The organism is Marinobacter salsuginis (genome assembly GCF_009617755.1).
Classification (GTDB): domain Bacteria; phylum Pseudomonadota; class Gammaproteobacteria; order Pseudomonadales; family Oleiphilaceae; genus Marinobacter; species Marinobacter salsuginis.
Window position 1 is genome coordinate 1,434,279 of sequence record NZ_BGZH01000001.1, and the last position, 17,812, is coordinate 1,452,090.

Here is a 17,812-nt window from a genome sequence, read left to right on the forward strand (position 1 = left end):
ATCAGAGCCCGTAACGTGGGCTCTCGAATGACTGAGGAACCCCGGTTTTCCGGGGTTCGCTTTGTTTGGCGTTACGCTCACGATTACGAACCTTGGCACTCTCTTTCAAGTAATTTCCGTTTGCGATCCAGCCCCCAGCGGTAACCGCCCAGGGAGCCGTCACTGCGCAACACACGATGGCAGGGAATCAGCACGGCGATGCGATTGCGACCGCAAGCCGAGGCCACAGCCCGAACGGCTTTGGGCTCACCCAGTCGCCTTGCCAGTTCCGTATAACTCACGACCTCGCCCTCGCGAACGCTCAAAAGAAGCTTCCAGACCCGTGTCTGGAAAGCAGTGCCACGGATATCCAGAGGAACCTCCGGGCGAGGCGTGTTCTGGCTGAGGTGGTCGTCCAGGGCGACAATCCAGGCATCCAGTTCTGGTGACATCTTTGCCTCGGAGGGGGAGAGTCGTGCCTTCGGGAATTCCTGTTTTAGCTGCTCTCGCAGGGCCACCTCGTCGTCCCCGAATTCGGCAAAACATACACCTTGATCAGTGGCGGCCATCATCAACAAACCAAGTGAGGATTGCCGGCAGGCATAGGTAATGGTTTCACCCTCTCCCCCCTTGCCGTAACGGGACGGCGGCATGCCGACCTGTCGGTCAGCCTTGCCATAGACGCGGCTGATCGAACCAAAACCGGCATCGTAGATTGCCTCAGTCACCGTTTGACCACGCTTCAGGCCCTGCTTGTAGAGGTTCAGGCGCAGCGCGTCCTGATAGGCCTTTGGCGAGACACCGAAGGCTTCCTTGAACACCCGCTGCACCCGCGATGGCGACAACCCAGCGACAGCGCCGAGGTCGGCAAGGCTCAACGATTCATCTGGCCGGCTCTCGATGTATCTGGCCAGAGCAACCATTCGATCGGCAACAGGGATGGATGATTCCGCCTCGCTATCTCTCTCGTCACGCATCGGGATTCGGGAACTTGCCATGCTTTGACTCCTTCATGTGCACACAACCCAGCATCCCTATGATGCGCGTTTGCCTCGCCCCCTTCCATCCGATTCTTGCGGGCGCTAAATTGACGGTCAATCAACAACAAAACCAGACGTTTTCGAGGAGTCAGCATTATGTCCGAGCAATTGGCAATTCCATCCAAGAAGGATGAAGTAAGTGAGGAGGAGTGGCAGCTTCGCATTGACCTGGCCGCCGCCTATCGCCTGATTGCTCTCTACGGCTGGGACGACCTCATCTTCACCCACCTCTCCGCGCGGATTCCCGGTGAGGAGCATCATTTCCTGATCAACCCCTACGGCATGATGTTCGAGGAAATTACGGCTTCCAGCCTGGTGCGCATCGACCAGGACGGCAACAAGATCAATCCGGAAGATTTCGACATCAATCCTGCCGGGTTCACCATTCACAGCGCTATCCATGCGGTTCGTGAGGATGCTGCCTGCGTGATGCATACCCACACCACTGCCGGTGTAGCCGTGTCAGCACAGAAAGAGGGACTCTTGCCACTGTCACAGCAGAGCCTGTTTCCGCTGTCGGGGCTTGCGTACCATGATTACGAAGGCGTGGCGCTGCGCGAAGACGAGAAAGCGCGCCTGCAAGCAGATCTGGGCCATGCCCGGTTCATGATCCTGCGCAACCACGGGCTGCTTACCACAGGGCCCAGCGTGGCAGAAGCGTTCTTGAACATGTATATCCTGCAGCGCGCCTGCGAAGTTCAGATCCAGGCCATGTCAGGGGGCCAGCCACTGGTCCGTATTCCCGACACCATTCTCAGTTCCATTCGTGAACAGGCAAAAAAGGTCACCAGGGGCATGGGCGGCAACCTTGCCTGGCCCGGACTTCTCCGGAAGCTTGACCGCATCGATCCTGGCTTCCGGAGCTGACACCCTCCCGGACAGCTATCAGAACATTTTCAGGTAACGATCCACCTCCCAGGAAGATACGTGGTTCTGATAGCTCTCCCACTCGGCTTTCTTGAAGTCCACGAAGCTTTCGAACATGGCGTCACCGAAGACTTCTTTGGCCAGCGGATCGGCCTCGAATGCCTCCACCGCCTCGCCCAGGTTCCGGGGCAGATACTCAATGCCCTGCCCGGCGATCTCGGCATCGCTGTAGTTGTACATATTCTCGTGGTGGGGTGCGCCCGCATCCAGGCCCTCACGGATGCCTTCCAGGCCTGCGGCCAGTATCAGGGCACTGCCAAGGTAAGGGTTGCAGGCAATGTCGGCCGCACGGCACTCGATGCGCCCACCCATGCCGGGGATGCGGATCATGTTGGTGCGGTTGTTGGAGCCATAGCACATGAACACGGGCGCCCAGGTGGAACCGGACATGCTGCCCTGGCGCACCAGCCGTTTGTAACTGTTTACGGTCGGCGCGATCACGGCACTGATGGCAGCGCCATGTTTCAGCACACCTGCGGTAAAGTGATAGGCGATCTTGCTGATGCCGCAGTTGTGCAGGTCGTCGCCTTTTGGCTCAAACAGGTTCTCGCCAGTTTTCAGATCCGCCAGCGACATGTTGTAGTGGGCACCACTGCCCGTGCGGTCGGCAAAGGGCTTGGGCATGAAGCTGGCGAAAGCGCCGTGTTTGCGGGCAATCTCGTTCGCCATCATCCGGAAGAACACCAGGCGATCGGACATGGTCAGGGCGTCGGCGTATTTGAAGTCGGTCTCGAACTGGCCGTTGGCGTCTTCGTGATCAAACGAGTACACGTCCCAGCCCAGCTCGTTCATGGCATCCACCAGTTCATCCATAATGGGCAGATTGTCCATGAGGGTTCTTGGGTCGTAACAGGGCTTGCCGAGGTTGTCACGGTCACTCAGCGGGGCAAACCCGCCATCTTCGGTATCCCGGAACAGGAAGAACTCGGTCTCGATGCCCAGGTTGAAGCGATACCCCATATCAGCCGCAGCGCTCAGCTGGCGCCGGAGAATATTCCGGGAACAGGCCTCAAATGGCTCTCCGTTCAGGAACAAATTGCAGGGGAACCATGCCAGTTGCCGATTCCAGGGGCAAATCGCCAGCCCTTCTGGATCCGGCATGGAGGCAACCTCGTCGTCAGAGATATCCTGGGGCACGCCATCCAGGGCAGCGCCGGTGTAGAGCTCCGAGCCTTCCATCATTTGCCCCAGATGGGCCAACGGCACGAACTTGCCCTTGGTCACACCGTGGATATCCACATAGCTGGCAATGGCGTATTTCACGCCCGCCTCGCTGAGTTTCTCTTTCAGGGCCTGGGTATTGGTCAATTCCGTCATCCTGCTTTCTCTCCGGCCCGGCATGCGGGCAATCAGTTGGGGTTCTGGCACATTTCTTTCTTGGTTTTTGCCATTCAACATACATGCCAGCGTGTATATATAAGAGCGAAAGCGAGAAACTTCAGGCCACCAGCCAGCCTGAAAGCGAGGACAAAATGACGTCGAAGCAATGGCTTATAGAGGATTTTGAGGCGGGAGACCTGCCCCTGACCTCCGGCGAAACGCTTTACTCAGCAAGATTGCGGTACCACCGGATCGGCGAGCTGAATGCACCAAAAGACAACCTGATTCTACTGCCGACGTACTACGGTGGTGCAGCGGCGGGTAATTACCCGTGGGTCGGGAATAACAGCCCACTGGATCCGGAGCATTACTGCATCGTCATTCCCTCCCTGTTGGGCGCCGGTGAATCATCCTCTCCCTCGAATACTTCCGGTGAACAGGGCGGCCCCGACTTTCCCGCGGTGTCCTTATACGACAACGTGATGCTACAAAAGCGATTGGTGGAGGAGGCCTTTGACGACGCCGGCATTGCACTGGTGATGGGCTGGTCCATGAGCGGGATGCAGGCGCTGCAATGGGGCTGCCTGTTCCCTGGTCAGGTCCGCGCGGTGCTGGCCACCTGCTGCACCGCAAGGTGCTATCCCCATAACCGGGTATTTCTGGAGGGTGTAAAAGCGGCCCTGACCTGCGACCAAACCTATGAGGGTGGCCGCTACCGCACACCACCTGAGCGCGGACTACGAGCCTTCGGCCGGGTATACGCCGGCTGGGCCTATTCCCAGACGTTCTTCCGACACGAGCTCTGGCGCAACCAGGGGTTCAACTCGATTGAAGAGCTGCTGGATTTCTGGGAAAAGGATCATCTGGGCCAGGACGCCAATGATCTGCTCACCGTGCTGGACACCTGGCAAAAGGGCGATATCAGCGACAACCCCATATTTGGCAGAGATTACGAAGCGGCCCTTTCTGCCATCGTCATGCACACCCGGATGATGCCCAGCACGACCGATCTCTACTTTACCGAAGACGACGCCCGCGAGGATGGCAGCCGGATGCCCGGCGCAACCGTGGAGCCGTTGAAGTCGAACTGGGGCCACATCGCAGGTGGCGCCGGCCGGGAGTCCGCCAGCCATGATCGCGTCCTCGCGGCTGCCCGTGCCCTACTTTCGGGAGAGGCATCATGATTGAACACCCGAACCTGCAATGCACCAACCCGGTGCACATTTTTGCCGAGGCATTTGCAGGAATGACCCGTTTCCGCCCTCTTCCAGAATATGGCATGCCATCTGCACTGTATCGGACTAACGGTTTTCAAAACCCCGATCCGTTTACAGCACTGTTCACAACACCGCAGACCAAGCGGCGAACACGACGGAAACAATGGGTGACTAGGGTTCCGGTCCGGGCAGTCAAGATTCCCGGATGGCTGGTCCGAGAGTTACCGACCTCTGGGGAGGTTACACGGCGGGACAAAAGCCCGGGAGACTGAATCGCAAGGGACGCTGTTACCCGCGATGACCTTGCCGTGTTGTGTAACCAGAGGAGACGATTCATGCGAATGATCAACCATCACCCCGGGCGAGTGTCCGCCACGCTGCTGGGCTTGCTTCCCTTCCTGTTGATCATGCTCATCTACAGCCTCGCCTCCCAGGAGCGCCTGGCGGAGAACCCCAACGACAAACTCCTTCCCGGCCTTGAGCAGATGACTGCCGCCGTGGAACGCATGGCGTTCCAGGAAGACCGCCGTAGCGGTGATTACCTGATGGTACAGGACACCACTGCCAGCCTGGCACGCCTCGGGATGGGCGTCGGCATCGCCGCCTTGCTGGCGTTGGTGGTCGGCATTCTCAATGGCGTACTGCCACTGGTCAGGGCCAACCTGGCGCCTCTGGTTTCGGCACTGTCCATGGTGCCGCCGCTGGCGATATTACCCATCCTTTTCATTGTGTTCGGGCTGGGCGAGCTTTCCAAAGTCATGCTGATCGTGATTGGTACCGCGCCCATCATGATGCGGGATGTTGCCCAGCGCGTGCGCGAGCTTCCCGGAGAGCAACTGATCAAGATCCAGACCCTGGGCGCCAACTCCTGGCAGGTGATCACCCGGATGGCCTTGCCTCAGGTGCTGCCACGCCTGATTGACGCCGTGCGCCTGAGTCTTGGGCCGGCCTGGCTGTTCCTGATTGCCGCCGAAGCTATTGCCTCCACCGAAGGCCTGGGTTACCGGATTTTCCTGGTTCGGCGCTACCTGGCCATGGACGTAATCCTGCCCTATGTCATCTGGATCACCATTCTCGCCATCGTCATCGACCAGTGTCTGCGCCTTGCCAATCGCAGACTGTTCCCCTGGTACAACGCAGGAGGCCACTGATGAGCTTTATTACCGTCAACAAACTCTGGAAAGAATACGGCGACCAGGTGGTTCTAGAAAACCTCAGCCTGAGCGTGAAACAGGGGGAGTTCTGCACCCTGGTGGGCGCCTCCGGTTGCGGCAAATCCACCTTTCTGAAAATGCTGCTGGGCCAGGAAACCCAGACCCGTGGCGAACTGCTGCTGGAAGGGGAGGCCTTTCCCGGGGAACCCGACCGCAACCGGGGCATCGTATTCCAGCGCTACTCAGTATTCCCCCACCTGACCGTGCGCCAGAACGTGCTGATGGGCCTGGAACTGGAACAGAAACCCTGGCTGGGCAAACTGTTCGGAGGCGCCCGCAAGGAGGCGCTTGAAAAGGTAGATGCGATGCTGGAGTCCGTAGGCCTGAGCCCGTCTGCCCATAAGTGGCCCCACGAACTCTCCGGCGGCATGCAGCAGCGCCTGGCAATCGCCCAGTCCCTGATCATGCGGCCACGGGTACTCCTGCTGGACGAACCCTTTGGTGCGCTGGATCCCGGCATCCGGGGCGACATGCACGACCTGCTGCTGAAGCTGTGGCAGGAAACCGGCACCACCATCTTCATGGTGACCCACGATCTGAAGGAAGGTTTTTACCTGGGTACCCGGCTGCTGGTGTTCGACAAGGTGCGAAACGACCCTCACGACCCACAGGCGTTCGGGGCCACCATCACCTACGACTTGCCGATCGGCCAGACAGACCGAAAACTGTTCGAGGACATTCACGAGTCGGTCAGTGAGACAGCCCGGAATCAGGCGGCCTGATGATGATGCCAGCCAAATAAAAAAGGTCGCCCGAAGGCGACCTTTTTACTTCTGTCCGGATCAGTTGCTGGCAACCCGATCCTTCGGCAGTTTGAAAGTCCAGACCATACCGCCCTGGTTGAAGTCCTTCACCACCTTGGCGACTTCGCCACCCCAGAGCGGAACCGCACCGCCCCAGCCGGAAGCTACAGAGACGTACTGTTCGCCGTCCATGGTCCAGGTGACAGGCGTGCCTACCACACCGGAACCGGTGTTGAAGCGGTAAAGTTCTTCGCCCGTCTTGGCGTCGAATGCCTTCAGATGGCCCTCAGGAGTACCGGTGAATACCAGACCACCGGCCGTGGTCATCACGCCACCCCACAGCGGAGCGGTGTTCTCGTAACGCCACACTTCCTCACCGGTTTTCGGATCCATGGCCCGAAGTACACCAATGTATTCATCGTTGGCCGGCTTGATGGTAAAGCCTGCACCGAGGAACGCAGCGCCTTTCTTGTAGGATACCGGCTCATTCCAGATATCCATGGACCACTCATTGGAGGGCACGTAGAACAGGCCGGTCTGCTGACTGAAGGCCATGGGCATCCAGTTCTTTCCGCCCAGGAACGCGGGCTGCGCTACAACGGTTTCACCTTTTTTGCCGTCCATATCAGCCGGGTTACCCGGACGACCGCCTTCGGTGTATATGGGACGACCGGTCTCGGGATCCAGGCCTTTCGCCCAGGTGATCTTGTCCACGAACGGGAAGCCGCGAATAAAGTCGCCGTTCTCACGGTTCAGAACATAGAAGAAGCCGTTACGGTCCGCCGTGGCCGCCGCTTTGACGGTTTTGCCGTTTTCTTCGTAGTCGAAGGAGATCAGCTCGTTGACACCGTCATAATCCCAGCCATCGTTCGGCGTGGTCTGGAAGTGCCACTTGATGCTGCCATCGTCCGGATCAATCGCCAGGCGGCTTGAGGAGAACAGGTTGTCACCCGGGCGCAGGTGTGAGTTCCAGGGAGCCGGGTTACCGGTACCGAAGAACAGGGAATCCGTGTCCGGATCGTAGGTGCCACCCAGCCAGGTTGCCGCGCCACCGTTCTTCCACATTTCGCCGGGCCAAGTTACGCCGGCTTTGCCACCGGAAATACCGTTTTCGATCTTCTTGCCGTCCTTGTAGACGTAGCCCATGTGACCTTCAACGGTAGGACGGGTCCAGACCAGATCGCCGGTATTGGCGTCGTAGGCTTCAACCTTGCCGACAATCCCGAATTCACCACCGGAAACGCCGGTAATCACCTTGCCCTTGACGACCAGGGGCGCCGCGGTGATCGCGTAGCCGGCCTGGTAGTCAGCCACCTTCTTGATCCACATCGGCTTGCCGGTGTCCTTGTTCAGGGCCACCAGTTTCGCGTCCAGGGTTCCGAAAATGATTTTGTCGCCGTAGATGGCGGCACCACGGTTAACAACGTCGCAGCAAGGCATGATGCCGTCCGGCAGACGGGCATCGTACTGCCAGATCTCTTCGCCGGTTTTGGCATCGATGGCGTAGATGCGGGAGTAGGAAGCGGTCACGTACATTACGCCGTCCTTGACCAGCGGCTGGGATTCCTGGCCGCGCATTTTTTCGCTGCCGAAGGAGAAAGCCCAGGCCGGTTGCAGATACTGGACGTTTTTGGTGTTCAGATCTTCCAGGATGCTGTAGCGCTGTCCCTGGGTACCCATGCCGTAGCTGACAATGTCCTCAGGGGTCTTGTGATCGTTGATGATGTCTTCGTCGGTTACCGCATGGGCCCCGTAGGATACTGCCATGGCCAGGGCGCTGGCCGCGATGCGAATCCCGAACTTGTTGGTTCTCATGGTTGCGCTCTCCAAGTCTCTTGTTTTCAGTTCTCTTGAGTTCGTTTCAGGCCGAACCGGGAACTTTTCCCGCCTCTGATACGATTCTTGGCTTTGTGGAAAAAACCAACAATTGCTCGCCCGAACAGGTTTTCTAATCACTTGGTAGTACGACTACCCCGGAACTTGAGGCCGGCGCACACCGATCGAACCATCAGAGCTCCCCTTCCGCCCTTGCTATAGCCTGTTCATCCAGAAACGCCCGATAGTAGCCCGGCACGCTGTACCTGAGATTCTGCTCAACCATGAGCTCATTCATTTCACCGGTTTTCACCAACCTGTCGACGATGGCTTCCAGGGCGTAGCCCAGCTGGCGATGGGTGTGTTTGATCGCCATGCCCACATCCCATACCTGTTTGCCAATACCAGGGAAGCCGTTACCGGCCGACTTGAAGCCGTCGTTCTCGGGTTTGGCCAGTTCATGGTCAATTTCCGAGCGCATACCCATGACGGCACTCACCTCGCCCCTACGCATGGCCTCGAACGCTTCGGCGACTTTGTGGAAATGGCGCACGTTCTCTCGCATGCGACCGCCAAACGCGGAAGTCAGGTAAAAATCGGGAAGGGTGTCGATCTCGACGCCGATGGGGTTGTATTGAAAGACCGCCACGGTTTCGACGCTCTCGAGCTTTTCGGGGTTGTAGGCGATCTGCCAGGTTTCCTGCTGATAAGGTCCGAACAGCACCACCTGTTCGTTGATGTACTCACCGGTGGAATCCTGCATATAGGCGTAGGTCTTATCGTAGGGCACCCGCAGCATCACATCGGCGAGTCGTTGCTTGGCCAGGTAATGCCCTTTCCAGACGTTGTTGCGCAGGTCGTCTCCGAGGTTTTCATCCGGGGTGATCCAGTGGACTTTGAACTCCACGCCCATTTCCTCGGCAATCCGGCGACCAAGTTCGATGTCGATGCCTCGGGGTTCACCATCAACCTGGTAGGAATAAGGCGGAAAATTCTCGTAAACGCCAACTTTCAGGTACCCGGAATCCAGAATAATGTCGTAGGTGCGCTCCGCCGGTCGGTTCAGCAGCTCGTTGCCGTCGTCAACCTCCTGGGCGACTACCATCTGGGCAAGCAGCAACAAGGCAAGAATTCGAGACAGTATTTTCATTGTTTTCTCCCAACGACGAAGGGCCGGCACAGGGCCGACCCGAATTCAGGCATTCATTTTGACAGGGGCCGCGCTCATCACTCCGGCTTGGGGAGGGATTCCACATAGGTGCGGATGGCCCACATGGCATTCTGATCCATGCTTTTCTTCCAGGACGGCATGCCACGGTCGGTGCCATTCATCACCCGACCGATGTAGTACTCGTCGTCCCACTCGGTCAGCTCCCGAAGATCCGGCGTCAGACCGCCAGACATCGCCCGGATGCCATGACAGGCTGCACAGTTACCGGCATAAGCGCTTTCGCCGATTTTGGCCGCCTGGGCGTTGAATTCGCCGAACTCATTACCTTCACGGAACGGGTTTTCGATGCGCACTTCGTCGCCCAGCTCCGGCAGATTGCCCGTATCCACTTCCTGTGGTGTGACATTGCCGTGCGCAATCGCGAAACCGGCCAAGCCAGCCATGGCCGCTGCCATGATCGCTTTAAGTGAAAAGGACATTCCCATTGGTCTTACCTCTGTTATTGGATTCCCCGTGGTTGGCTATTGGATTTGTCTGATGCCAACTTGCTGATCCCCAGTCTAGGAATCCAGGAACCCAATCCGAATGCCACTTTGGGGGTTTTGCCTTAGTTCCTTGGTAGTAGACGGTCGGAGCGAAGGCCAAAGCACGAGGCATCCGCCAAAAATCCGGAAACTGACCACTTTTCATGATGAAGGCTGCGTTTCGGGAACTTTTCCCGATTTTTAAGGCTATTTTCCCGCAACCCGGGTGGCTTTTTCCGTCGCCACCAGCACAGGTACGCGCCAATACTCGGAGCGTCGATGCCATGAGCAAGACGATGGTTACAACAAAAACCAAGGGGAAAGATTATGAACATCAAAACACGCAAACATCCGCTGCTTCGCGGGATTGGAATGGCCCTGGCCCTGAGCTCAGCGGCCGGCCTCGCCAGCCAGGTTCACGCCAAAGACGTGACCTGGGACGACATTGCCAATGACGCGCAGACGCCGGAAAACGTCCTGGGCTATGGCATTGGTCCGAAGGCACAGCGTTACAGCCCCATGACCACCATTAACCGGGATAACGTCGAGCGCCTGGTACCGGCCTGGTCGTTTTCGTTTGGCGATGAGAAACAACGGGGCCAGGAATCCCAGGCCCTGGTTCATGATGGTGTGGTCTATATTACCGGCTCTTACTCGCGTCTCTTCGCGCTGGACGCGAAAACCGGTGAACGCCTCTGGGAATACACCCACCGCCTGCCTGAAGGCATCCGCCCCTGTTGCGACGTGGTGAATCGCGGAGCGGCGATTTTTGGCGACAAGGTGTTCTTCGGAACCCTCGATGCCGGCATCGTTGCCCTGAACAAAGACACCGGCAAAGTGGTCTGGCGTGAGAAGTTTGCCGATCATGAAGCCGGCTACACCATGACCGGCGCCCCCACCCTGGTAAAAGATCAAAAAACCGGGAAGGTCCTGCTGATTCACGGCTCCTCGGGGGATGAGTTCGGCGTTGTTGGCAAATTGTTTGCCAGGGACCCGGATACCGGCAAGGAAGTCTGGATGCGACCATTCGTTGAAGGCCACTACGGCCGCCTCAATGGCGAAAAGAGCACGCCGACCGGCGACCCTCGTGCGCCCAGCTGGCCAGATGATCCCAACACCGAAACCGGCAAGGTGGAGGCCTGGAGCCATGGCGGCGGCGCCCCCTGGCAAAGCGCCAGCTTTGACGCGGAAACCAACACCATCATCATTGGTGCCGGCAACCCAGCGCCCTGGAATACCTGGAAACGCACATCCCCCGGCGGTGACCCTGCCGACTACGACAATTTGTACACCTCCGGCCAGGTGGGTGTAGACCCCACTACCGGCGAAGTGAAGTGGTTCTACCAGCACACGCCAAACGATGCCTGGGACTTTTCCGGCAACAACGAGCTGGTGCTGTTTGAGTACGACGAGAACGGCGAAACAGTCAAAGCTACGGCCCATGCCGACCGCAACGGCTTCTTCTACGTGGTCGACCGTGAGAACGGTGAATTCAAGAAAGGTTTTCCGTTTGTGGACAACATTACCTGGGCTGAACGCATTGGAGAGGATGGTCGTCCTGTAGAGCGGAAGGGGCAACGCCCGCCACCGGTTGCTGAAGGCGAAACCCGCGGCGAATCCATCGAGGTGTCTCCTCCATTCCTGGGTGGTAAGAACTGGAATCCCATGGCGTACAGCCAGGATACCGGGCTGTTCTATGTACCCGCCAACCACTGGAAAGAGGATTACTGGACCGAGGAAGTCACCTACAAGAAAGGCGCCGCCTACCTGGGCCAGGGTTTCCGGATCAAGCGCATGTATGACGACCATGTGGGCATCCTTCGCGCCATGAATCCGCTCACCGGTGAGATCGAGTGGGAGCACAAGGAGCGGCTGCCGCTCTGGGCCGGCGTCCTGACCACCAAGGGTGGCCTGGTGTTCACCGGGACCGGCGACGGTTTCCTGAAAGCCTTCGATGCGGAAACCGGGGAGGAGCTCTGGAAGTTCCAGACCGGCTCCGGAATCATCTCCTCGCCGATTACCTGGGAGATGGACGGTGAGCAGTACATCGGGGTTGCTTCCGGCTACGGCGGCGCGGTTCCTCTGTGGGGTGGCGACATGGCCGAGCTGACCAAGCCCATTTCTCAGGGCGGGTCTTTCTGGGTCTTCAAGATGCCCTCCTGGGCACAGGCCTCCCGCTAATTTTCCTCCGGTTCGGGCCTGGCGTCTCGCCAGGCCCCTTTTTAAGATCGATTCGGGAGTGAACCCATGAGACCCATCATAACAGCCTCACTGATACTCGCGTTTACACCAGCGCTGGCCGGCGATTACATGGCCGACCTTGATCAGGCGCCGGTCATCAACGGCTGCAAACTGGAAAGGGAGACCCGTTGCCCCGGCGCTGACCTTAAGGGCGTGGACCTGTCGAACATGGATCTGCGCTCCGCCAACTTCCGCGGTGCCAACCTGTCGGGCGCCAACCTGAGCCACACCAGCCTGCGAGGTGCCAACCTCGACGGGGCGAACCTCGACAACGTCACCGGATACCGCCTGCAGGTCTACCGGGCCAGCATGCGGGGCGCGTCACTGAGGAATGCCCGGTTACAGGGGATGCAGGGCGAATACCTGTTTGCCCAGGGTGCGGACTTCAGCGGCGCAGATCTGACCGGTGCAAACTTCGACTTCTCCCGCTTTTCAGGTGCCACGCTGGTCAACGCCACCATGCCGTTCAGCAGTTTCGAGATTTCCTGGATGCCGAAGGCGAATCTGGAGGGGGCCAACCTCAGGGGGGCAAACCTTCAGGAAGCCAAGCTGGGGCTGGCGAACCTGGCGGACGCGGACCTGACCGGAAGCCGGATCCACTACGCCACCTTCGAGGGCACCTACATGGAGGGCTGTACCGCCTGCCCCTTTGATTGGTGATCCGGGGCGGGCTCAGACCCGCCTCGCTTCCTCCAGTTGGCCATAGCGAATCAGGCCGGCATCGACCGCCAGGTGAATCAACTCCACGGAGGACGAAACCTGCAGCTTGCTTTTCAGCCCCGCCAGGTGGTTGGACACGGTCTTGCTGCTGACACACAGGCGTTCGGCGATTCCGCCCAGGCTCTCCCCTCTGGCGTACATCAGCAATACTTCCATTTCCCGCTGGGTCATATCCCGGAGGCGGTGATCGACCGGCCGCTCCTGATTCATCGCCAGACGTGTGGCAATCGGATGCTCGATGTACGGTTGGCCCGATGCCACCCGCTTCACAGCTTCCGCGAGTTCCTCGGGCGCGCAGCTCTTGGAGACAAAACCGAGCCCTCCCACATCCAGCGCCTGACGCACCATGGGCAATTCATCGTGCATGGTAAAGAACAGGATCGCCGCCCCCCGCCAGCGCTGGCGCAATCGTCGCCCAACCTCCAGCCCGGAGATATCCGGCAACCCCATATCCAGCAGCACCACATCGGGCCGCAGCTCGCCATAGCGGGCCACGGCATCCTGACCGTTGTCGACCTCGGTGATGGCCACTGCCGGCAGCATGGAGCGCAGCAGATTGGCAATGCCCTGTCGCACGACCTGGTGGTCATCCACAATCATCAGTTTCATGAAACACCTCCGGTACCTGGAGTCAGCGGCACGGCCAGCCGGATTCGGGTTCCCTCGCCCAATCGGCTCAGAAACTTCACTTCGCCCCCCAGGCAGCGGGCTCGCTCGCACATGGAACGCACGCCCAGGCCGGCATTGCCGGGCAGTTGATCATTGCCCACGCCATCATCGCGCAACTCGATGCTCAGCTCGTTATCATTGCGGGCAACGGCCAGCGTGGCGCAGGAAGCTTTTGCATGACGGGAAACATTATTCAGGGCTTCCTGAAGGAAACGATACAGGTGGGTCTGCTGCTCCCCGGTGAAATCGGGCAGGCGCTCGTCCATCGCCAGGCGACATTCAAGCCCGCTGAGCTGTTGCCATTGTTCAGTCAGATGGCGAATGGCACTGCCGAGGCCCAGCTGTTCCATCACCAGGGGATGCAGCTCCTGCAAAAGGTGCCGGAAGTGTTTCTGGACAGTCTCACAGTGTTCCGCCAGATCCCTGGCCTGCTGCTTCTGGCGGTCACCGAGGTCCGGATCGTAGAGCAGACTGCGGGCCTGGGCCCGAATGCCCGTCAGGTACTGGCCGAGATCATCGTGCAGCACCCGGGCGATGTGTTCGCGCTCCCGATCCTGTAATTGCAGGAGTTCGTTAAGCAGTCGGCTCACCGTTTGCTGTTCCGACTCGAGGGCCCCGGCCATGGAATTGAACCGGCAAACCAGCGCGTCCAGTTCCTGTTCGCCCTGACGGGGAAGCCGGGATGTCAGTTGACCTGTCGAAACCGCACCCATGGCCTCTGACAGACTGGCAAGAGTACGTACGCCGCGCCGAATGATGAAAAACAGGGCAAGAAAACAAAGGCCCATACCAATGGCATAGGCGCCCGAAATCAGGAGGAACCCTTCCCAGATTTCCTCCACCTCATCGGCGGGATCAACCTGCCAGCCGTTAATCAACGGCCGCGAGGCATCGCCGGCAATCAGCTCGAAAAACCAGGCCGGCACGTCCCCGCCTTTTCCGGATTCCTCGTTATCAGACGGCCTCAGATGACGAAGACCACTGACAACGGATCCGGGAAGACGTTCGGGGCTATCGAGACTCTGAGCCAGAACGGTAACGCCATCAAGTTCCCGCTGAACATCATGTCGGGCCTGCTGGGTATAGAGCAGCGCTCCAAGCAAGTAGACGAGCAGGAAAACCGCCAGCATCAACAGGGAAATCTTCCGGTATACGGTCATTGTTTTTATCCGTTGCGAGTAAACAGCGTCTCTACATCCATGCTAAGGGCGGGAGAATTCACCGGAATAGTTCTTTAGTACCGCCACTTTCCTACTTTCTGAATATTTTCGCTGCTTTTGCCCTTCTCTAAGCTGGAAGCACAACAACAAACCGGAGAAACCCATGTCTGTTCTTTCCCGGACAACGGCCACTTCACTGATCGCACTGGTAGCAGCAACACCGTTGAAGGCGGAATCCCTCGATGTGCAGATCGGCTATCTGCAGTGGGTGCCGGATCAGGGACCGGTGCTGTCCAATGTGATCTCGGAACCTGAGGACGCCGGCCTGAGGGGCGCAGAACTGGCCATCAACGACAACAGCACCACCGGCAGGTTTCTGGGCCAGACTTACTCGATGCAGAGTAACGTGACGGACTCGGAAGAAGCAGCTATTGCGGCCTTTGATGCCATGCGCGAGAACGGCCTGGAGTTGTTCGTGGTGAATGCGCCGGCGTCAACCCTGAAAACCCTTACCGAAAAAGCCGGTGATAACACCCTGATCTTCAACGCCGGGGCCAAAGACGATGCCCTACGCACCGGCCAGTGCCACGTCAATCTGCTGCACACCATGCCCAGCTATTCCATGCTCACGGACGCCCTCGGCCAGTGGCTGAATCAGCGACGCTGGGATGAGGTGTTTTTGATTACCGGGCCGACCGACGCCGATAAGGGCTGGGCCGATGCCTTCCGCCGCTCTGCCAAGCGCTTCGGACTCGAGATTGTCGAGGACAAGCCCTGGACCTTTGACGCTGATCTCCGCCGCACGGCCTCCAAAGAGCTGCCGCTGTTCACTCAGGCCAGCGATTACGACGCGGTGGTGGTGGCCGATGTGCGGGGCGATTTTGGCGAGTACGTGCCATTCAACACCTGGCTGCCACGCCCGGTGATGGGCACCCAGGGCATGTCGCCGGTCACCTGGCACCGGGTAGTGGAGAGCTGGGGCGCAGCGCAACTGCAGAACCGGTTCCGCGAACTGGCCGATCGGAACATGAACAGCGAAGACTACGCCGCCTGGGCGGCCATTCGCGCCATCGGTACTGCCGTGACCGACCTGAATTCCGCGAAGCCCGGCGAGATCCGGAACTTCCTGTTCAGCGACAAGTTCCAGCTGGCCGCGTTCAAGGGTCGCAAAGTCACGTTCCGGGACTGGAATGGCCAGATGCGCCAGCCCATTCCCCTGGTTCACCCCAGAGGGCTGGTGGCCACCGCGCCGTTCGAAGGCTTTCTGCACCCGAATACCGAACTGGACACCCTCGGCTTTGACCGGCCCGAGAGCGAGTGTCGGATCAACGGCTGACCCGCGGGTTGCCCATTTTCAAAACAAGAAGGAGTTACCCCATGAAAACCCTGTTCAAGCGCACTGCCCTGGCCGCGATGATCTGCCTGTCGACACCGGCTCTGGCCAGCGTGGCCTATGTCTCCAACGAGAAAGACAACACCCTCTCGGTGATTGATACCGAGACCCAGGAAGTGATCGAAACCATCGATGTTGGCCAGCGCCCCCGGGGCATCCTGCTCTCCAAGGACTACAGCAAGCTCTATATCTGCGCCAGTGACGACGACACGGTGCAGGTACTGGACCTGGCCACCCGCAAGATTGTGGACACCCTGCCCTCGGGCGAAGATCCGGAGCAGTTTGCGTTGCATCCGAACAACAAGCACCTGTACATCGCCAATGAAGACGATGCCATCGTGACCGTAGTGGACGTCGACACCAAGGATGTGCTGGCCCAGATCGACGTGGGCATCGAGCCGGAAGGCATGGCCGTAAGCCCCGACGGCAAGTGGGCGGTGAACACCTCCGAGACCACCAGCATGCTGCACTGGATCAACACGGAGACCTTCGAGATCGAGAAGAACATCGTCGTAGGTCAGCGGCCTCGCCATGTGGAGTTCACCAGGGACAGCAAGATTGCCTGGGCGTCTGCCGAAATCGGAGGCACCGTGCACATCATCGACGTGGACAACCTGGAGCAGATCCATGAGATGTCGTTCAAGGTGCCCGGCGTAAACCAGGATCGGGTCCAGCCGGTGGGCATTGAACTGACCTCCGATGGCAAGTATGCGTTCGTGGCGCTCGGCCCCTCCAACCACGTGGCCGTCGTGGATGCCCAGACCTACGAGGTTCTGGACTATCTGCTGGTTGGCGCCCGGGTGTGGCAGCTGGATCTCGACAAGGACGAAAAGCACCTCTACACCACCAACGGCGTGTCCGGCGATGTGTCTGTGATCGACGTGGAAGACCTGAAGGTCATTAAATCCATCAAGGTAGGCCGCTACCCGTGGGGTGTAGTGATCGATCCAACCTCATGACCATTGAAGCGAGCAACCTCAGCTTTCGTTACGGCGACAAGCCGGTGCTCCGCGAGGTCAGCTTTGCGCTGACCTCTGGCCGTTTTCATGCCCTGCTCGGGCCCAACGGCGCGGGTAAGTCTACCCTGTTTGGTCTGCTCACACGGCTTCTGGCTCTGCAGCAGGGCGACATTCGGCTGGGCGGCCAATCCCTGAAAAAGCAGCCGGCCGAGGCCATGCGCCAGATCGGCGTGGTGTTCCAGCAGAACGCGCTGGACCTGGACCTGACCGTTCGCCAGAACCTGCAATACCACGCCGCTCTGCACGGGCTGTCCCGCAAAGAAGCCAGAGCCAGGGGTGATCGGGAACTGGAACGCTTCAACCTGCTGGAGCGCGCAAACGATGCCGTCCGCCAGCTCAACGGCGGCCACCGCCGACGGGTAGAAATTGCCCGTGCTCTGCTGCATGAGCCCTCGCTTCTATTGCTCGACGAACCCTCGGTGGGCCTGGACGTTGCAAGCCGCAAGGCGCTCAACGAACACGTTCGAACGCTGTGTGAAGAAGACGGCCTGACCGTACTCTGGGCCACCCACCTGATTGAAGAAGTTCGCGCGGACGACCGGGTACTGATCCTGCACCAGGGCCAACTGCTGGCTGACGGAAATGGCCAGGCCATCTGCGACGCCGAAGGCACCCGCGATCTGGCCGAAACCTTCCACGCCCTGACCGGAGCCGGTTGAT

16 protein-coding genes and 1 riboswitch are annotated in these 17,812 nt (G+C 59.1%); of the genes, 9 read left to right on the forward strand and 7 right to left on the reverse strand.

What is annotated here, in order from left to right; genetic code table 11:
- Window positions 1-83: 83 nt before the first annotated feature.
- Window positions 84-977 carry a bifunctional transcriptional activator/DNA repair enzyme AdaA gene (locus GJU83_RS06625; protein WP_136629852.1) on the reverse strand — a complete coding sequence of 298 codons (894 nt, stop codon included), beginning with the start codon at window positions 975-977 and terminating at the stop codon, window positions 84-86.
- Between the two features lie 138 nt (window positions 978-1,115).
- Between GJU83_RS06625 and GJU83_RS06630 the strand changes: the two genes are divergently transcribed.
- The gene (locus GJU83_RS06630; protein ID WP_153633950.1) at window positions 1,116-1,886 is read left to right on the forward strand and encodes a class II aldolase/adducin family protein; all 771 of its coding nucleotides are present in this window, start codon (window positions 1,116-1,118) and stop codon (window positions 1,884-1,886) included.
- A gap of 18 nt (window positions 1,887-1,904) precedes the next feature.
- Here GJU83_RS06630 and glnT read toward each other — a convergent pair whose 3' ends face one another.
- Window positions 1,905-3,263 (reverse strand): type III glutamate--ammonia ligase, encoded by a 1,359-nt coding sequence (gene glnT, locus GJU83_RS06635; RefSeq protein WP_153633951.1) that lies wholly within the window; start codon window positions 3,261-3,263, stop codon window positions 1,905-1,907.
- Between the two features lie 155 nt (window positions 3,264-3,418).
- Here glnT and GJU83_RS06640 point away from each other — a divergent pair, with 155 nt between their 5' ends.
- The 3 genes from GJU83_RS06640 to GJU83_RS06650 all read left to right on the forward strand — a co-directional run bounded on the left by GJU83_RS06640 (window position 3,419) and on the right by GJU83_RS06650 (window position 6,419).
- Entirely contained in the window at window positions 3,419-4,450 is a 1,032-nt protein-coding gene (locus GJU83_RS06640) for an alpha/beta fold hydrolase (protein WP_153633952.1), read from the forward strand.
- A gap of 193 nt (window positions 4,451-4,643) precedes the next feature.
- Window positions 4,644-4,752: riboswitch (guanidine-I (ykkC/yxkD leader) on the forward strand.
- A gap of 66 nt (window positions 4,753-4,818) precedes the next feature.
- Window positions 4,819-5,634 (forward strand): ABC transporter permease, encoded by an 816-nt coding sequence (locus GJU83_RS06645; RefSeq protein ID WP_069181970.1) that lies wholly within the window; start codon window positions 4,819-4,821, stop codon window positions 5,632-5,634.
- Window positions 5,634-6,419, forward strand: coding sequence for an ABC transporter ATP-binding protein (locus tag GJU83_RS06650; protein ID WP_153633953.1), 786 nt, complete (start codon window positions 5,634-5,636; stop codon window positions 6,417-6,419). The genes GJU83_RS06645 and GJU83_RS06650 overlap by 1 nt, the downstream gene beginning before the upstream one ends.
- Window positions 6,420-6,479: 60 nt before the next feature.
- Here GJU83_RS06650 and GJU83_RS06655 read toward each other — a convergent pair whose 3' ends face one another.
- The 3 genes from GJU83_RS06655 to pedF all read right to left on the reverse strand — a co-directional run bounded on the left by GJU83_RS06655 (window position 6,480) and on the right by pedF (window position 9,911).
- A complete protein-coding gene (locus tag GJU83_RS06655; protein ID WP_153633954.1) occupies window positions 6,480-8,255 on the reverse strand; it encodes a PQQ-dependent methanol/ethanol family dehydrogenase in 1,776 nt (591 codons plus the stop codon).
- Window positions 8,256-8,448: 193 nt separating this feature from the next.
- Window positions 8,449-9,405 (reverse strand): substrate-binding periplasmic protein, encoded by a 957-nt coding sequence (locus GJU83_RS06660; RefSeq protein WP_153633955.1) that lies wholly within the window; start codon window positions 9,403-9,405, stop codon window positions 8,449-8,451.
- Window positions 9,406-9,482: 77 nt separating this feature from the next.
- On the reverse strand, window positions 9,483-9,911 hold the full coding sequence (pedF, locus tag GJU83_RS06665; RefSeq protein WP_153633956.1) for a cytochrome c-550 PedF: 429 nt from the start codon (window positions 9,909-9,911) through the stop codon (window positions 9,483-9,485).
- Window positions 9,912-10,277: 366 nt separating this feature from the next.
- On the opposite strand from pedF, the gene GJU83_RS06670 reads away from it, so the two are divergent.
- Together GJU83_RS06670 and GJU83_RS06675 are read left to right on the forward strand one after the other, a co-directional pair.
- On the forward strand, window positions 10,278-12,131 hold the full coding sequence (locus GJU83_RS06670) for a methanol/ethanol family PQQ-dependent dehydrogenase (RefSeq protein ID WP_083231721.1): 1,854 nt from the start codon (window positions 10,278-10,280) through the stop codon (window positions 12,129-12,131).
- 66 nt (window positions 12,132-12,197) lie between these two features.
- A complete protein-coding gene (locus tag GJU83_RS06675) occupies window positions 12,198-12,851 on the forward strand; it encodes a pentapeptide repeat-containing protein (protein WP_069181975.1) in 654 nt (217 codons plus the stop codon).
- Between the two features lie 12 nt (window positions 12,852-12,863).
- Here GJU83_RS06675 and GJU83_RS06680 read toward each other — a convergent pair whose 3' ends face one another.
- Entirely contained in the window at window positions 12,864-13,520 is a 657-nt protein-coding gene (locus GJU83_RS06680; RefSeq protein WP_069181976.1) for a response regulator, read from the reverse strand.
- Complete coding sequence (locus tag GJU83_RS06685; protein WP_069181977.1) at window positions 13,517-14,740, reverse strand: HAMP domain-containing sensor histidine kinase; 1,224 nt, start codon at window positions 14,738-14,740, stop codon at window positions 13,517-13,519. The genes GJU83_RS06680 and GJU83_RS06685 overlap by 4 nt, the downstream gene beginning before the upstream one ends.
- Window positions 14,741-14,903: 163 nt before the next feature.
- Between GJU83_RS06685 and GJU83_RS06690 the strand changes: the two genes are divergently transcribed.
- The 3 genes from GJU83_RS06690 to GJU83_RS06700 are packed head-to-tail and all read left to right on the forward strand — an operon-like array spanning window position 14,904 to window position 17,811.
- Window positions 14,904-16,076: a lanthanide ABC transporter ABC transporter substrate-binding protein PedA1 gene (locus tag GJU83_RS06690; protein WP_153633957.1), complete on the forward strand. Its 1,173-nt coding sequence runs from the start codon at window positions 14,904-14,906 to the stop codon at window positions 16,074-16,076.
- Between the two features lie 41 nt (window positions 16,077-16,117).
- Entirely contained in the window at window positions 16,118-17,092 is a 975-nt protein-coding gene (locus GJU83_RS06695; protein WP_069181979.1) for a YVTN family beta-propeller repeat protein, read from the forward strand.
- The gene (locus GJU83_RS06700; RefSeq protein ID WP_153633958.1) at window positions 17,089-17,811 is read left to right on the forward strand and encodes a lanthanide ABC transporter ATP-binding protein PedB/LutE; all 723 of its coding nucleotides are present in this window, start codon (window positions 17,089-17,091) and stop codon (window positions 17,809-17,811) included. The genes GJU83_RS06695 and GJU83_RS06700 overlap by 4 nt, the downstream gene beginning before the upstream one ends.
- Window position 17,812: the final 1 nt, after the last annotated feature.

What these genes read in the sequence shown, in the direction of transcription:
- GJU83_RS06660 (WP_153633955.1), bottom strand. Translation starts at nt 9,405, where the DNA reads ATGAAAATACTGTCTCGAATTCTTGCCTTGTTGCTGCTTGCCCAGATG.
- GJU83_RS06690 (WP_153633957.1), top strand. Translation starts at nt 14,904, where the DNA reads ATGTCTGTTCTTTCCCGGACAACGGCCACTTCACTGATCGCACTGGTA.
- GJU83_RS06670 (WP_083231721.1), top strand. Translation starts at nt 10,278, where the DNA reads ATGAACATCAAAACACGCAAACATCCGCTGCTTCGCGGGATTGGAATG.
- GJU83_RS06655 (WP_153633954.1), bottom strand. Translation starts at nt 8,255, where the DNA reads ATGAGAACCAACAAGTTCGGGATTCGCATCGCGGCCAGCGCCCTGGCC.
- GJU83_RS06630 (WP_153633950.1), top strand. Translation starts at nt 1,116, where the DNA reads ATGTCCGAGCAATTGGCAATTCCATCCAAGAAGGATGAAGTAAGTGAG.
- GJU83_RS06700 (WP_153633958.1), top strand. Translation starts at nt 17,089, where the DNA reads ATGACCATTGAAGCGAGCAACCTCAGCTTTCGTTACGGCGACAAGCCG.
- pedF (WP_153633956.1), bottom strand. Translation starts at nt 9,911, where the DNA reads ATGGGAATGTCCTTTTCACTTAAAGCGATCATGGCAGCGGCCATGGCT.
- GJU83_RS06640 (WP_153633952.1), top strand. Translation starts at nt 3,419, where the DNA reads ATGACGTCGAAGCAATGGCTTATAGAGGATTTTGAGGCGGGAGACCTG.
- GJU83_RS06650 (WP_153633953.1), top strand. Translation starts at nt 5,634, where the DNA reads ATGAGCTTTATTACCGTCAACAAACTCTGGAAAGAATACGGCGACCAG.
- GJU83_RS06645 (WP_069181970.1), top strand. Translation starts at nt 4,819, where the DNA reads ATGCGAATGATCAACCATCACCCCGGGCGAGTGTCCGCCACGCTGCTG.
- GJU83_RS06695 (WP_069181979.1), top strand. Translation starts at nt 16,118, where the DNA reads ATGAAAACCCTGTTCAAGCGCACTGCCCTGGCCGCGATGATCTGCCTG.
- GJU83_RS06625 (WP_136629852.1), bottom strand. Translation starts at nt 977, where the DNA reads ATGGCAAGTTCCCGAATCCCGATGCGTGACGAGAGAGATAGCGAGGCG.
- GJU83_RS06675 (WP_069181975.1), top strand. Translation starts at nt 12,198, where the DNA reads ATGAGACCCATCATAACAGCCTCACTGATACTCGCGTTTACACCAGCG.
- glnT (WP_153633951.1), bottom strand. Translation starts at nt 3,263, where the DNA reads ATGACGGAATTGACCAATACCCAGGCCCTGAAAGAGAAACTCAGCGAG.
- GJU83_RS06685 (WP_069181977.1), bottom strand. Translation starts at nt 14,740, where the DNA reads ATGACCGTATACCGGAAGATTTCCCTGTTGATGCTGGCGGTTTTCCTG.
- GJU83_RS06680 (WP_069181976.1), bottom strand. Translation starts at nt 13,520, where the DNA reads ATGAAACTGATGATTGTGGATGACCACCAGGTCGTGCGACAGGGCATT.